Origin of the sequence: Schaalia turicensis ACS-279-V-Col4 (assembly GCF_000296505.1) — a bacterium.
Taxonomy (GTDB): Bacteria; Actinomycetota; Actinomycetes; order Actinomycetales; family Actinomycetaceae; genus Pauljensenia; species Pauljensenia turicensis_A.
On record NZ_JH815209.1, the window covers coordinates 23257 to 37710 of the forward strand.

Here is a 14454-nt window from a genome sequence, read left to right on the forward strand (position 1 = left end):
CGGATTGATGAAATGAAACAGATAAAAAACTCGGTCATCACCGACCGTGGACGCCGTGATTCGATTATTGTCGCCGCCTTGCGATTGGGATATCTGATTGCGTTCGGAGTCGTCCTTGTGTGGCTTGGAATCCAAATTGGGAACTATGCGACTGGCGGTCGTACTATTTCGCTTCTTATTCCGATCATCGCCTGTCTTTTCGTTGCGACCTTCGCCGGCGTTGAAATCGTATATGGTGGCAAGGTCGCCCGTGCGGAAGAAAAACGTATTCGTCGCGATCTTCTGATGCGTGTGTTCAGCTCAACCAGTGAAGAAGCATCTGATCAAGCGCATGTTGTTCAGCTGGCAACCGACAATACGGAACGTGTCACTGAATTTCGCCAGGTCTACTTGGGCCCGACGATCGCGACGATTGTGGCGCCGTTCCTCACTCTCGGATTTGTCGCCGTTGCTTTTGACTGGGTTCTGGGGCTGGGAATCATGATGCTTTGCCCGCTGATTCCTTTGCTGCTTGGTGGCTTCCAGAAGCTTTTCCGTCAGCGTTCATCGGATTCGCGAAAGCAACGAGGCCAACTGGCTGGCCGTTATCTTGATGCGATCCGAAATCTCATCACTATTCGTCTGTTCGGGGCTGGCCCACGAATTGAAGAGGATCTGCGCGTTCAGGGCGAGAAAAACCGAAGCGCAATCATGAAATTGCTGGCAGGAAACCAGATCGTCATCATTGTTCTAGACGGGTTGTTCTCGCTGATCCTGATCTGTGCCACGACTGCACTGACAATCGCACGATTTAATGCGGGTGCTGTCGACCTCGGACAAGCGATCGCAACGATGCTTCTGACCGTACTGCTCGTCGAACCCTTGGTGCAGGTCGCCGGCTTCTTCTACATCGGAATGGGCGGTATTGCATCGCAGAAAGCAATCGGGCGTTACAAAGCGACCCATGACCGCGCCTCCCATGTCGTCAGCCACGCTTCGATCGCGAACGACGGATCGATCAGTGTTGATGCTGTTTCCTACGACTATGGTCGCGGTGAAGTGTTGCACGAGGTCTCTTTGAAGGTCCCAGCTGGTCATCGCGTGGCAATCATCGGTCGTTCGGGCGGGGGCAAGACTACTCTTCTTCGCCTGCTACGCGGTGACTTGAGACCCCAGTCCGGCTCCGTTGCTGTTTCGGGCAACTCTTTGGCATCTCTGTCGATCGATCAGGCGCACGCTTTAAGCGCCTCGGTTGCGCAATCAACCTGGCTTTTCACCGGTTCGATCGCTGACAACTTACGTCTTGCACGCCCCCATGCCAGCGAAGAAGAGATGTGGCAGGCCTTGAAACAAGCGCAGGTAGCTGATGAGATTGAGCGGATGCCCGAAGGCCTTCATACCCAGATTGGAGAGCAGGGTGGGCTGATCTCTGGTGGGCAAGCGCAACGAATCTCGATTGCTCGGGCTCTTTTATCCGGACGCACAATTCTGCTTCTCGATGAGCCCACGTCTCAGGTTGATATTGAATCCGAGAAGAAGATTATTCGAGCGATTTCTGAACTTGGACGAGAGTGGACGATTGTGGTGGTGACACACCGTAAGGCTCTGCTTGCACTTGCTGACTTAGTGTATGAGATGCGCCAAGGGGAACTGCACCGCGTGAATGCAAACGAACACACAATTGGCCAGGAGGTTCTCTGATGGAATCACAGCCGAGCGTTCTTCAGCTGGTGAAATGGCTGACTTCGCATACGCGAGACGTCCACAAGCCCCTCTATGTCAGCACCCTTTTCCGCCTCGTCAATCTGTCAATGGATATTGTGCTCTTTGCCCTGGGGGCAGGGGGACTCGTCGCAGTGGTGGCGGGAAATGGAAAATGTGCCACGATCCTGTTCTGGCTAGTCGTTGTTGCCCTGATCAAAGCTAGCGCCTACTACTGCGAGCAATTCACCGGTCATTACGTCGCTTTCAAGGCGCTGGAACTACTGCGCACGATGGTGTTTTCGCGACTGTGGCCAAAGGCCCCCGGGATTGTGTTGCGTTCGAAGAGTGGCGATGTCCTAGCGTCACTGACGCGCGACGTTGACCGGATTGAAGTCGTGTATGCTCACACGTTCGCGCCGGTCGTTTCAGCCATTATCGTTCCGCCCGTATTTCTTATCGGTGCTGGCATTGTTTGGGGATGGCAGATCGTCGCTGTTCCGGCACTGTGCCTCCTGATTGCTCTTGCGGTTGTCCCGTTCCTGGGGGCAAGGAGCTCACTCGAGGCAACCAAACACACACTTGAACTTCGCCGGCACCTGGCTCAGCACGTCACGGATTCTGTCTTTGGCGCTGAAGAGGTAGTGGGATATGGGCGTGTGAATGAACGCCTTGAAGAGATGGACGCTATCGGCTTTCGTATCTCATCGTCGGCGAGTGTTGCCAAACGCGCTAATGCGTTGCGTCGCGCGTTGAATGCTGCACTCACACTTATCAGTACTCTCGCAATCGCCTGGTCAGCAATGAATGCCGGCTATTCTCCCGTCATCGTCGCGATTCTGACCGCTGGAACGCTACGTCTTTTTGAAGGGCCTCGTGGCGTTGAAGATGCGACCGGATATCTGGATCATTCACTTTCTGCTGCGCGCCGTCTCTGGGAAATATGCCATGCGCCCGCGAATGTGGATGACGGCGATGAGGAACTCACCCTTGACCATGCTCCGACGCTCACTTTCGAGAACGTTACTTACACATACCCGTCAGTGAGCGCCCCTGCTCTGAAAGATGTCACTATTTCGGTCAAAAGTGGCGGACACGTTGTATTGGCTGGACCATCAGGGTCTGGAAAATCAACGGTAATGACAATGGTGTTACGCTACGACAACCCCGATTCGGGGCGCGTTCTGATCGACGGCATCGATGTTTCAACGTTCACTTTGGATAGTTTGAGACACAGCGTGGTCGCTGTTTCGCAGAAGAACCAATTGCTCAACACGACTATTCGCGACAATGTCGCTCTGGGTGCGCCGAACGCCAGTGATGAACAGGTTTGGCGTGCTCTTGAATGTGCATGCGTTGCTGATGAAGTACGAGCGATGCCACAGGGGCTTCATACGCGCGTCGCTCAGGGAGGTAGCGCTCTGTCCGGTGGCCAAGTCCAGCGTCTTAGTCTTGCACGCGCACTGGTGATGAACCCGAAGATTCTGATCCTCGATGAAGCAACCGCACAGCTGAACTCTGAGTTGGAAGCCCGGATTCGTCACAACCTTGACACCTTGGATATGACGATCATCGAAGTAACGCATCGTCTTGACCTGATCGATGGCGCAGATCAGATCGTGCTTCTTGACCGCGGTCGGATTGTCGGCGTCGGAAGCCCATCAACGATCCGCTCCGAAGGGAGCTCCCTTGAAGAGTTCTTCACGAGGAACGTCTAGTTGAGGAAGCATGAAGCCGGCACTCACGTATGAGTACCGGCTTTGGTGCACTGAGGAAGGGGATCAGACGGTCTGGCGGGCACTCAGTTGCTCGGTTCAGACTGCGTCCAACACCAAACCAATGGATCGCACCGATATCGGCTACTCAGCGCCCACCACGGGACCTGAGACGACCAGAATCCGACCGTACTTGTTCGTTGAAACTCATGAGTGCACCACCCTCGTTGACCCCCCTGCGTATTTACCCAACATATCTGCGCGGAAGACTTCAAAGTTACCGTTGTCGATGGAATCACGAATCGCATCAACCAGTCGGACGGTGAACCACTCGTTGTGGATCGTAGCCAGGGTAGAGGCAAGGATTTCGTGTGCCTTGAACAGGTGATGAACGTAGGCGGCACTGTAGTGCGTGCACGTGTAGCAGCCACAACCTTCGACCATCGGGTTGAAATCCCTCTTGAATCGAGCATTCGTAATGTTGAAACGCCCATTGGGGGAGTAGATGGCAGCGTTACGGGCAACGCGCGATGGATTCACGCAGTCAAACGTATCGGCGCCCGCCTCAACACCTCGGAAGAAATCGTCAGGTTCGGATATACCCAGCAGGTGACGCGGACGATCCTCGTCGAGTTCTTCGCTGACCCACGACACAATCGTGCCGAGGTTTTCCTTCTCTAGGGCACCACCGATTCCGAAACCATCGAAACGCGTGCCGTCTTCATCCATATCGTTCATTGTGCGGGCTGCGAGCCTACGCAGATCCTCGTACTGAGCGCCCTGGATGACGCCCCAGAGCTGCTGATACGGCTTGTTTGCACGCACTTTGGTCAGGCGTGCGTGTTCGCGCAGGCAGCGCCTCGCCCACTGATGCGTGCGCTCCAGCGACGTTTCCTGGTAGGAACGCGGGTGGAGCAGGCTGGTCAGCTCATCGAAAGCAAACATGATGTCTGAGCCCAACTGATGCTGAATGTTCATCGATACTTCAGCGGTGAAGCGGTGCTTCGTACCGTCGATGTGCGAGCTGAACACGACACCGTCATCGTCCACGACTGCAGTGGATGCTTTCACGGCCTGCATGTGGAGCTTCGGGTCGTTCGGGTCGGCTGCACCGGAAAACTCTTGGGAGAGCACCTTCTTGAAACCAGCACCCAGCGAAAGAACCTGGAAGCCGCCGGAGTCCGTGTAGGTGGGTCCTGGCCAGTTCATGAATTCGCCGAGTCCGCCGGCCTCGTCAACGAGGTCAGAGCCGGGCTGTAAATACAGGTGGTAAGCGTTCGCGAGTACCGCCTGGGCACCCAAGTCCGCGACCATCTCGGGGACGAGCGCTTTTACATTCGCTTTCGTTCCGACGGGAATGAACGCGGGGGTGCGAATATCGCCGTGGGCGGTGTGCAGGATTCCAGTACGCCCGAGACCGCGTCCACTTTCCAGACGCGACCCCACATCGAAGCCACGGTCCGGTGAACCGGGTTTAGCCCCCAGAGGGCGTTCATCGGATGGGGGAGCAGCAAGCCATTGTTCACTCATGCGGCAAGAACCTCGTTCGACGTTAGACCTTCGCGATTACGGACGAAGGCAATGACACGGTAAGTAATGGGCAGGAGGACGATTTCAACGCCCACCTTGTAGACGTATCCGGTGATGATGTAATTTGCGAATTCGGCCCCTGGAATGACACCGATGAAGGCGATCGTGCAGAAGAGGACGGTGTCGAAAAGCTCGCCGACGACGGTGGAACCGACGAGGCGTGCCCACAGGTGATCCGCACCCCAGCGTTCGCGAATTTTCACGAGGACCAGCGCGTTGATCAGTTGGCCTGCTAGGTAGCCGATGATCGAGGCGGCCACGATACGAGGCACGAATCCAAGGACCGCTTCGAACGCAGCCTGATTATCGTAGCCGGGGCCAACCGGTGCGACCTGAACAAGGAGGAAGGTGAGTGAGGCCAGTACTGATGCGACGAATCCGAGGACGATGACGCGACGAGCACGACGGAAACCGTAGACCTCGGACAAGACATCGCCCAGAACATAGGTCAGCGGGAAAAGGATTGCTCCACCGTCGAAAACAAGATGGATCGGTCCCGCATCAAGCGCCGTGACCTTGGTGCCCGCAATATTCGAAATGAGAAGGAAAGCCACAAACATCACGGCAATAATGTCGAAGATCTTTGGTGTGCGTGCTGATTCTTCTGGCGAAGTCAATGAAATACCCCTACCTCTGTTTCAGATGTACGCCTTCAATTGTGCCTGCCCGTAGGGCGTATCACCTTATTTGAGTAGGGTGTACCTGCCCACAACCACTAAAATTGTCGGGTGATCAACGTACAAGACTTCTCCCTCAGCATTGGGCCAAGAGACCTTGTGAAGAACGTGTCCTTCAGGATCGATAAGGGAATGCGTATCGGTCTTGTCGGTCGCAATGGTGCGGGAAAGACGACGACCATGCGTCTTCTTGCCGGCGAATCAGATCATGGTGCTGCTGAGTACTCCGGCACGATTACGAACAACGGAAAGATCGGGTACCTCGCTCAGGACACTCACATCGGTGATCAGTCCCTCACTGCTCGCGAACGCATTATCTCGGTGCGTGGAATCGACCAGATCATCGCAAAGATCCGTAAAGCCGAACACGAGATGTCAACGACTGAGGGCAATCGCCAAGTGAAAGCGATGGAGCGCTACGTGCGACTCGATCAGGCATTCACGAACGAGGGCGGCTGGGCCGCGAACGCTGAAGCGGCACAGATTGCCCACTCACTGGGCCTCGAAGATCGTGTCCTTGAACAGAGCCTCGACACTCTATCTGGCGGTCAGCGCCGACGTGTTGAACTCGCACGCGTCCTATTCTCCGGAGCTGACGTGCTTCTCCTTGACGAGCCCACAAACCACTTGGATCACGATTCGATCATGTGGTTGCGTGACTGGATCAAGACATTCCCCGGTGGCGTCATGATGATTTCCCACGACGTAAAGTTGCTGGGGGAGACCGTCAACCAGGTCTTCTACTTGGATGCGAACCGTGCCGAGGTCGATATCTATCACCTGGGCTGGGATGCCTACCTGAAGCAACGCGAAGAAGACGAACGCCGTCGTCGCAAGGAACGCGCAACCGCTTTGAAGAAGGCTGAACAGCTGAAGGCCCAGGGCGAAAAAATGCGTGCGAAGGCCACAAAGGCAGTGGCAGCTCAACAGATGCTACGACGCGCTGAAGAGCTTTTTGCTCAGGCGGGTAGCGAGGAAGTTCAGGAAAAGGTGGCGCGTCTACGTTTTCCAGAGCCTCTTCCATGTGGCCGAGTCCCGCTGACTGGCGAAGGCCTGTCGAAGTCCTTTGGATCGTTGGAAGTGTTTACCGGTGTTGATCTTGCAATCGATAAGGGAGCAAAGGTTGTTGTCCTCGGTTTAAACGGTGCCGGTAAGACCACCCTGCTACGAATCCTCGGTGGCATCAGTGAACCTGATTGTGGCGCGATTGTTGCGGGGCACGGGTTGAAACTCGGCTACTACGCGCAGGAACATGAAACCTTGGATAATTCCAAGACTGTTTTCCAGAACATGGTTGATGCTGCGCCGAACCTTGACGATACTCACGTCCGCAACGTCCTTGGTCACTTCCTCTTCTCGGGTGACGATGCAGACAAGCCGACGTCCGTTTTATCCGGTGGTGAGAAGACCCGTCTCGCTCTGGCAACACTCGTTGTTTCCGGCGCGAATGTCCTTCTCCTTGACGAGCCGACGAATAACCTCGACCCTGCGTCTCGCGAAGAGGTCTTGAATGCACTCGACACGTATGAAGGTGCGGTCGTTCTGGTGACACACGACCCGGGCGCTGTCACCGCGTTGAATCCCGATCGTGTTCTGTTACTCCCGGATGGGGACGAGGATCTCTGGGATGACTCTTACCTTGATCTCGTCACCCTCACCTGATCTGACATTGCTACGCGCTGGCTGACTGCCCTGCGTAGCACATATGGGTGTGGGCCCAGCGATTTCGCTGGGCCCACACCCATCTCAGGATCGTGTGTGAAGCAGGAGCCTCGTACACCGTGTCAGAGCACCTTCGAGAAGAATTCCTTTGTTCGCTGTTCTTGCGGATTGTCGATCACGTCAGCGGGGCTACCAGCCTCGACGATAACTCCCTCATCCATGAAGACAACCGTGTCAGCGACCTCACGTGCGAAACCAATTTCGTGCGTAACTACAGCCATCGTCATGCCCGACTGTGCAAGATCCTTCATGACCTGCAGAACTTCGCCCACCAGTTCGGGGTCAAGCGCCGATGTTGGTTCGTCGAAAAGCATGATCTCCGGATCCATCGCCAGAGCGCGAGCAATCGCCACACGCTGCTGTTGACCACCGGAAAGCTCCGAGGGATAGTGATCCGCACGATCCGACAATCCGACGCGTTCAAGCAGTTCAAGCGCACGCTGTTTCGCCGTTGCCTTATCCACCTTCGCAACATGGATCGGTGCTTCCATGACGTTTTCCAACGCAGTCTTATGCGGGAACAGGTTGAAACGCTGGAATACCATGCCAATGCGCGAACGCTGGGCGGCGATGACCTTGTCAGCCAGCTCGTGCAACTGGCCAGCATCGTCCCTGCGGTATCCGAGAAGCTCGCCATCAACGCTCACTTCACCAGCACTAATCTCTTCGAGCTGATTCAGGCAACGGAGCAACGTCGACTTCCCTGAACCCGACGGACCCAGAATTACGCACACCTCGCCGGACGCGATCTCAAGATCAATGCCCTTGAGCACGTGAAGGTCACCAAAGAACTTGTGGACGCCTTTGACGCTCACCATAGGAGTTGAAGATTTCACGGTGTCACATCCAAGAATTGAGTCGAGGTTGAAGCGGTCGCGTTATCGCGACGATCAAAGCCCTTACCGAAGTAACGTTCAATGTGTGCCTGGATCCACATCAAAATGCTCGTGATGAACAGGTACCAAAGAGCAGCCGCAATCAACAGCGGAACCGGCTGGAACAGGGACTGGCCCTTTGTCGATGCAACGAACGTCAGTTCCAACGTGAACGGAATCGCCGAAACAAGCGATGTCGTCTTCAACATGGAAATCGTTTCGTTGCCGATCGGCGGGACAATCACGCGCATCGCCTGGGGCAAAATAATGCGACGGAAAATCATCGAACGAGGCATACCAAGAGCGGTGGCAGCCTCCCACTGACCCTTATCAACAGACAGTAAGCCGGCGCGAATAATCTCAGCAAGGTAAGCGCCTTCGTTGAGTCCCAGACCGATGAACGCCATCCAGAACGGTGTGAAGTACGTTGCCGTGTCGAAGGAAACGAACGGTGGAGCAAACGGAATGCCAAGCTCAATCTGCGGGTACAGCGTGGGTAGCAGTGACCAGAAGATCAACTGCGTGTAGATCGGGGTACCTCTAAAGAACCAAATATAGGCTGTGGCAACCCAGCGTAGAACCGGGTTAATCGACTGGCGCATAATCGCAAACGTGATGGCGAGGATCGTGCCAATTGTCATCGCGATGACAGTCAGAATCAACGTGTATACAACGCCTGAAACGATCGTCTTCGAGAAAAGCCATTTGCCAACGACATCCCACTGGTAGTTGTCATTGGTAATGAAACCCGTGGCGAGGAGCAGAGCAAAGATCGCAACGATCACTGCGCTGATCCACCGTCCGGGCCGCGGTACCGGTTTTGCATCAATGAGGGTGATGCCGTCTTTAACGTGTGCCATATGTTTACCTTGCTCAGTATGGGGCTCGCGCCATATGGTGCGAGCCCCATACGTTGAGTTCAAATCAGAGGCCGGGGTTCAGTTCGGCCGTGGTGAGACCGGCATCCTCGGCGCCGTAGACTGCGAGAATCTTGGTCAGGTAGCCGTTATCCATTAGGTACTGCATGGCCTTTTGGATTGCGTTGGCCAGTTCAGTGTCGTTCTTGGCGACAGCAATACCCTGAGGCTCGGCCTCGATGACGTCACCAACCTGCTCGAGCTTGCCACCGGAGAGTTCAACCGTGTAGCCGATTACGGTGGAGTCAGCCAGAGTGGCGTCGTACTGGCCGCCGATGACCTTGGTTGCAATGTCGGTCTGAAGGTCGAGGGGCATAATCTTGATTGCTTCGTTGCCACCAGCAACGCATTCTTCGGACAGATGCTCAGCGTATTCCTGCTGGTACGTGCCGTTCTGAACGCCGATTGTGGTGCCGCAAGCGTTGGCGGGATCGAAGTTCTTCGGGTTGCCTTGAGCGACAGCGTATGCGGAGCCGACCTCGACGTAGGAGATCATGTTGGTCTGAGCAAGACGCTCTTCGGTGATGGTGAAGGAAGAAGCGCCGATATCAAACTTGGAACCGAGACCCGGGATGATGGTCGGAAACTCTGCGTGAGTCGTGGTGCCTTCTTCAAGACCCATCACCTTTGCCAGAGCCTTGACGATATCAATGTCGTAGCCAACGGGGGTCTGACCGTCTTCAGCGCGGAACTCGGCGGGGGCGTAGTCAGCGGATGTGCCGTTACGTAGGATATTTCGTTCCTTGACTGCGACGGGGACCAGAGCGGCGATTTCATCGACGGTTTCGATCGACGAGGTGTCGAATGATTCAATCGCGGTGGCCGATACTGCCCCCTCAGCGGACTGAGAAGTCGAAGAGGTTGACGGGTCGGAGCATGCGGCGAGTGCCATCGATGCGGTAGCAGTCAGGAGGAGTGCTGCAGGAAGCTTGCGCATGGGAGTACCTTTCGGAGATTTTCTCTCTACGCATATAAGTATGCACCCCTATGCATATTATGCATAGGGGTGTCTCGGTATTTGAGTCGAAACTCTCAGCGGCCGCGCATCGCCCTGCGGTTCGGGCGAGCCTTCATCGGATCAATTCCCTTGGGAATCGGCAGAGCATTGGACTGCAACGCATTCAAACGATTCGAAACGGCAGGAACCTCTTCCTTCGTCAGAATCTTCTTGAAACCACGCAACTTGCCCTGCAGCTTCGCAAGTTCCAGCTGGCCTTCATCGTGGCCAGTCTGGATAACGTGAACAGGAACGTTCTTCACAACGCGTTGAACCTTCTTACGCTCAGCTGAAAGAAGTGGCTGAACGTGGCTGGAAGGACCTTCGGAAATAAGAACAACACCGGCGCGACCGATAATTCGCCAGATAACATCCTGCTCGCGCGTGACGTTAATCGGCTGTTCGGGAATGATCCAACCGGACTTGATCTGCGACAAAACAGCGTAGACAGAGCCGACAGTGCCATCGATCTGATCGTATAGAGCACGACGCACCAAGAACGACAGCAGTGACATCGCGATCGTGCTACCTACCAAAACGCCCAGAATTGCCCAGACAATGTAGTTCGCGTGCATCAGGGCGGCGATCGCCAGTGCAAGACAGATCGTTAGGATCCATGCTCCGGCAAGTGCCCATCCGATCCACGGATAGGAGCGCTTTGTAATACGGTATGCGTCCGCGAGGTTGTGGTACCAGCGACGCTTCTTGGGGGCAGTGTTCTCACTCATAGCGAACCTATTCTACCTGTAATGGCGATATTCCAATGCATGGGATCGCAGTTATCCACAAGCTTAGGCAAGGCCGGTCGCTTTCAAGAAATCTGGACCGCACAATGCGGCTATGACTATGCATTCAGATCGCCTTGGAACGATTGCATTTATGACCTCCAACGGTCCGCTGTGGGAGGTCACTCGTGACAATGAAGCACTGTTGATCAGCGTATATAGCTCTGATATCGCGCGTGATCAGATGCAGCGTTGGATTGCATGGCGTGGCCTCGTGCACCCGAATGTGGCAGAGCTGGTGGAAATATCGTCCCAGCCGGATGGTCGCGTGAGTCTTTCTCAGCGTCGGTACGCCGGGCAAACCTTGCAGGCGCTACTCGATAGCGGTCAGCAACTGAACGACAACCAGCGCCGACGTATCGTCGCCGATGTGCGTGCTGGCGTTTGTGCGCTACATGATAGGGGAATTATCCATACCGATATTGCGCCATCAAACATTGTTGTCAGCAGTGATTTTCATGCGACGCTGATTGATATTGCCATTCCCGCGCAGGCCGGTGAAGGAACCCCCGGTTTTTCTCTGTCTGCAACAAAGGACCAGCGCAGTGACGATGCCGGAGTTGAAGCCATCGCATGCGCATTGAATATTGATCCACTCGGACTTAACCCCACGCGCGTCGAGCAACGCCCGCTACAACAGACAGCTGATTCACGCTGTGATAATCCGTCTCAGAGGAACGATGTAGTCACGTGGCGAAAGGAACACCTTCTCGATAAACATCCACGGGGATTGCCAGCGACTCAGGGGTGGCGACGCGGTGCGCTGGCGGGGATCATCATCGTTCTCCTTAGCGTCATCTATGGAATGACGAGGCCGCCCACACTATCAAACGCGTCCTTCACAACGGGCGGAATTAAGGCGCAGTCGGTGCCCTCGAGTGGGGGTATTGAACGATCTCGACATCCAGATGCCACGCAATCTGCGCCACTGAGTGAAAATAGGCAATCGGGAGAGACTCAAGAAGAAACTAAGCCGGCAGATCCGATGAAGGGAATGGACCTGGGACAAGGAATCCAACCATTTGGTCGCAATCAGGTTGCTTCGATCGACGACTTCGCAATCGATGGCTGCCCCGACGTCAGCCAGGCGAACGACATCGTCTCCACTTTTATGCATGCGCGAGATCAAGCAGTGATGGATCGTAATATCGCTGACCTGGACAATTTTATGGAAGGGGATGCTCTTCGAGCCGAAGCTGAAAAGATTGCAACCCTTCGCCGCTTTGATGCGTTCGTTAAACATCTGGAATCCGAATCGCACGTGGTCAACCAACCACACTGTTCGGACACGGAGCTCACAATCGAAGCAACGGTGACACAAAGTGAATACCAACGCTGCGAAGGGGCAAAGTGTGTGACTCTTCCTGCTAGTAGCTCACAAGACGTAGTGATGACTTTTATGCGTCTGACGGGACGAGTTTCACGAACCGCTCAGCAAGACCCTTAGGCGGATCTGGTAAACCCCCAGTTCCCACCGGTTTCCCGGCACGAACTGGGGGTGCCTGAACGTCAGATCGGCAGATTACTTTGCCAGATTGGTTCTACTCAGAGAGCAAGGTCAGCGTCGAAGTTTGCTTCTTCAAGGCGCTTCTTGACCTCCATGAGGTAACGAGCCGCGTCGCCACCGTCAACCAGGCGGTGATCGTACGACAGCGACAAGTACACCATCGAGCGGATCGCAACGGACTCGGAACCGTCGGCTGCCTTGACAACCATCGGACGCTTCACGATCGTGCCAACACCCATGATTGCGGTCTCGGGCGAGTTCAGAACCGGAGTATCGAACAGTGCGCCACCGGAACCGGTGTTCGTGATCGTGAAGGTGGAACCGGTGAGTTCTTCCGGACCAACCTTGGCGTCGCGGGTACGAGCGGCAAGATCGTTGATCGAAGCTGCGATACCCGGGATGTCCTTGGTGCCCGCATCCTTGATCACCGGAACCAGCAGGCCACGCGGGGTATCAACTGCAATACCGATGTGCTCATGGTCGAAGTAGGTGACCTTGTTGTCATCAATGGTTGCGTTGATCTTCGGGTGGAACTGAAGAGCCTCGGTTGCGGCCTTCACGAAGAAGGGCAGGAAGGTCAGCTTGGTGTTGTGCTTGGCGATGAAGGCATCCTTCGAGCGTGCACGCAGAGCTGCAACCTTGGTGACGTCAACCTCGACCACGGTCGTCAGCTGAGCAGAGTTCTGCAGGGACTCCATCATGCGACGAGCGATCGTGAGACGCAGACGCGACATCTTCTCGGTCGTGCCACGTAGTGGTGACGGTTCACGCTTCTGTGCAACCGGAGCTGAAGCAGTCGGAGCCGAAGCTACGGGTGCCGGGGCAACAGGAGCCTTGGCAGCTTCGCGGGCTGCAACAGCATTCTCGATGTCTTCGCGACGGATACGGCCACCAACGCCGGTGCCGGTGATCGTTGCAAGATCAATGTTGGCCTCGCGAGCAAGCTTGCGAACGATCGGGGTTACGTAGCCGGTGTTTGCCACTGCTGCCGGAGTCTGCGATGCGACCGGGGTTCCGGTCGGGGCGGCGGTTTCAACAGCATTGCTCAGTTGATCGAGGGTTGCCGGGACCGGAGTCGGGGCTGCAGGAGCAACAGGCATTGCCGGGGCAACCGGAGCCGGAGTGGCTGCTGCCGGGGCTACAGGAGCAACAGGCGCTGCCGGGGCAACCGGAGCCGGAGTGGCTGCTGCCGGAGCTACAGGAGCTGCAGGAGCTGCGCCCGGAGCCTCAGACGAAATGACGGCGACAACGGTGCCAACTGAAACGGTCTGGTCTTCCTCGACGCGGATTTCAGCGAGGAAACCGGCTGCGGGGGATGGAACTTCGGAGTCGACCTTGTCGGTGGAAACCTCGAGCAGAGGCTCGTCAGCTTCAACGGCGTCGCCAACGGACTTCAGCCACGTGGTGACGGTACCTTCGGTCACGGACTCGCCTAGGGCGGGCATGAGGACCTCGGTGCCGGAAGCGGGAGCAGAAGCGATGGGTGATGCAGGCGCAGGAGCTACAGGCGCTTCGGCAACGGGTGCTGGCGCTGTGGGAGCTTCGGCTACAGGTGCTGGAGCGGAAGTGGCCTCGGATGCGTCACCGATCATTGCGATCGTAGTGCCGACCTCGACGGTTTCGTCCTCGGGGACGAGGATCTCGAGCAGCACACCCGCCACGGGGGATGGAACTTCGGAGTCGACCTTGTCGGTCGAGACCTCGACGATGGGTTCGTCAGCTGCGATCGTGTCACCGACGTTCTTCAGCCAGGTGGTGACGGTGCCTTCAGTGACGGATTCGCCTAGGGCGGGCATTGTTACTGCGGTTGCCATGGATGTTCTCCTTGAAAGACGGGTGTGCTAGTTGTGGGCGTGCAGGGGTTTACCGGCGAGAGCCATTTCCGTGGAAACCGACGATCGGTCCATTTTCAACGCTCACGAGCTTGATGAAGCCTTGGGTATTCAGGATATTAGACTTTCTGTTGCCCGCAAGGTTGTATTCGACGGT

The 14454-nt window shown here is 55.9% G+C and carries 11 protein-coding genes; 4 read left to right on the forward strand and 7 right to left on the reverse strand.

Annotated features, from left to right (window positions below):
• Positions 1 to 12: 12 nt before the first annotated feature.
• Both HMPREF9241_RS03785 and HMPREF9241_RS03790 read left to right on the forward strand, forming a co-directional pair.
• Positions 13 to 1680 carry an ABC transporter ATP-binding protein/permease gene (locus tag HMPREF9241_RS03785; RefSeq protein WP_006680953.1) on the forward strand — a complete coding sequence of 556 codons (1668 nt, stop codon included), beginning with the start codon at positions 13 to 15 and terminating at the stop codon, positions 1678 to 1680.
• Positions 1680 to 3398, forward strand: a complete 1719-nt coding sequence (locus HMPREF9241_RS03790) for an amino acid ABC transporter ATP-binding/permease protein (protein WP_006680954.1) — start codon at positions 1680 to 1682, stop codon at positions 3396 to 3398. The genes HMPREF9241_RS03785 and HMPREF9241_RS03790 overlap by 1 nt, the downstream gene beginning before the upstream one ends.
• Before the next feature lie 204 nt (positions 3399 to 3602).
• Here the strand turns inward: HMPREF9241_RS03790 and tgt are convergent, their stop codons facing one another.
• Both tgt and HMPREF9241_RS03800 read right to left on the reverse strand, forming a co-directional pair.
• Positions 3603 to 4925, reverse strand: a complete 1323-nt coding sequence (tgt, locus tag HMPREF9241_RS03795; RefSeq protein WP_006680955.1) for a tRNA guanosine(34) transglycosylase Tgt — start codon at positions 4923 to 4925, stop codon at positions 3603 to 3605.
• A complete protein-coding gene (locus HMPREF9241_RS03800; RefSeq protein ID WP_103633762.1) occupies positions 4922 to 5545 on the reverse strand; it encodes a queuosine precursor transporter in 624 nt (207 codons plus the stop codon). The genes tgt and HMPREF9241_RS03800 overlap by 4 nt, the downstream gene beginning before the upstream one ends.
• Positions 5546 to 5713: 168 nt before the next feature.
• Between HMPREF9241_RS03800 and HMPREF9241_RS03805 the strand changes: the two genes are divergently transcribed.
• Positions 5714 to 7324, forward strand: coding sequence for an ABC-F family ATP-binding cassette domain-containing protein (locus HMPREF9241_RS03805; protein ID WP_040318534.1), 1611 nt, complete (start codon positions 5714 to 5716; stop codon positions 7322 to 7324).
• Between the two features lie 122 nt (positions 7325 to 7446).
• On the opposite strand, the gene HMPREF9241_RS03810 is transcribed toward HMPREF9241_RS03805, so the two are convergent.
• From HMPREF9241_RS03810 to HMPREF9241_RS03825, 4 genes are all read right to left on the reverse strand, one after another.
• Complete coding sequence (locus HMPREF9241_RS03810) at positions 7447 to 8202, reverse strand: amino acid ABC transporter ATP-binding protein (protein ID WP_040318535.1); 756 nt, start codon at positions 8200 to 8202, stop codon at positions 7447 to 7449.
• Between the two features lie 14 nt (positions 8203 to 8216).
• Positions 8217 to 9119, reverse strand: a complete 903-nt coding sequence (locus HMPREF9241_RS03815; RefSeq protein ID WP_006680959.1) for an amino acid ABC transporter permease — start codon at positions 9117 to 9119, stop codon at positions 8217 to 8219.
• Between the two features lie 64 nt (positions 9120 to 9183).
• The gene (locus HMPREF9241_RS03820; protein ID WP_006680960.1) at positions 9184 to 10113 is read right to left on the reverse strand and encodes an ABC transporter substrate-binding protein; all 930 of its coding nucleotides are present in this window, start codon (positions 10111 to 10113) and stop codon (positions 9184 to 9186) included.
• Between the two features lie 95 nt (positions 10114 to 10208).
• Positions 10209 to 10901: a DUF4191 domain-containing protein gene (locus HMPREF9241_RS03825; RefSeq protein ID WP_006680961.1), complete on the reverse strand. Its 693-nt coding sequence runs from the start codon at positions 10899 to 10901 to the stop codon at positions 10209 to 10211.
• 112 nt (positions 10902 to 11013) lie between these two features.
• Here HMPREF9241_RS03825 and HMPREF9241_RS03830 point away from each other — a divergent pair, with 112 nt between their 5' ends.
• Positions 11014 to 12405, forward strand: a complete 1392-nt coding sequence (locus tag HMPREF9241_RS03830) for a protein kinase domain-containing protein (protein WP_083856940.1) — start codon at positions 11014 to 11016, stop codon at positions 12403 to 12405.
• 98 nt (positions 12406 to 12503) lie between these two features.
• On the opposite strand, the gene sucB is transcribed toward HMPREF9241_RS03830, so the two are convergent.
• A complete protein-coding gene (gene sucB, locus HMPREF9241_RS03835; protein ID WP_006680963.1) occupies positions 12504 to 14279 on the reverse strand; it encodes a 2-oxoglutarate dehydrogenase, E2 component, dihydrolipoamide succinyltransferase in 1776 nt (591 codons plus the stop codon).
• Positions 14280 to 14454: the final 175 nt, after the last annotated feature.

Bases quoted from the DNA above. Each gene is read 5' to 3' on its own strand.
- HMPREF9241_RS03785 (WP_006680953.1), top strand. From the start codon at position 13: ATGAAACAGATAAAAAACTCGGTCATCACCGACCGTGGACGCCGTGAT.
- HMPREF9241_RS03790 (WP_006680954.1), top strand. From the start codon at position 1,680: ATGGAATCACAGCCGAGCGTTCTTCAGCTGGTGAAATGGCTGACTTCG.
- tgt (WP_006680955.1), bottom strand. From the start codon at position 4,925: ATGAGTGAACAATGGCTTGCTGCTCCCCCATCCGATGAACGCCCTCTG.
- HMPREF9241_RS03800 (WP_103633762.1), bottom strand. From the start codon at position 5,545: ATGTTTGTGGCTTTCCTTCTCATTTCGAATATTGCGGGCACCAAGGTC.
- HMPREF9241_RS03810 (WP_040318535.1), bottom strand. From the start codon at position 8,202: ATGGTGAGCGTCAAAGGCGTCCACAAGTTCTTTGGTGACCTTCACGTG.
- HMPREF9241_RS03815 (WP_006680959.1), bottom strand. From the start codon at position 9,119: ATGGCACACGTTAAAGACGGCATCACCCTCATTGATGCAAAACCGGTA.
- HMPREF9241_RS03820 (WP_006680960.1), bottom strand. From the start codon at position 10,113: ATGCGCAAGCTTCCTGCAGCACTCCTCCTGACTGCTACCGCATCGATG.
- HMPREF9241_RS03825 (WP_006680961.1), bottom strand. From the start codon at position 10,901: ATGAGTGAGAACACTGCCCCCAAGAAGCGTCGCTGGTACCACAACCTC.
- HMPREF9241_RS03830 (WP_083856940.1), top strand. From the start codon at position 11,014: ATGACTATGCATTCAGATCGCCTTGGAACGATTGCATTTATGACCTCC.
- sucB (WP_006680963.1), bottom strand. From the start codon at position 14,279: ATGGCAACCGCAGTAACAATGCCCGCCCTAGGCGAATCCGTCACTGAA.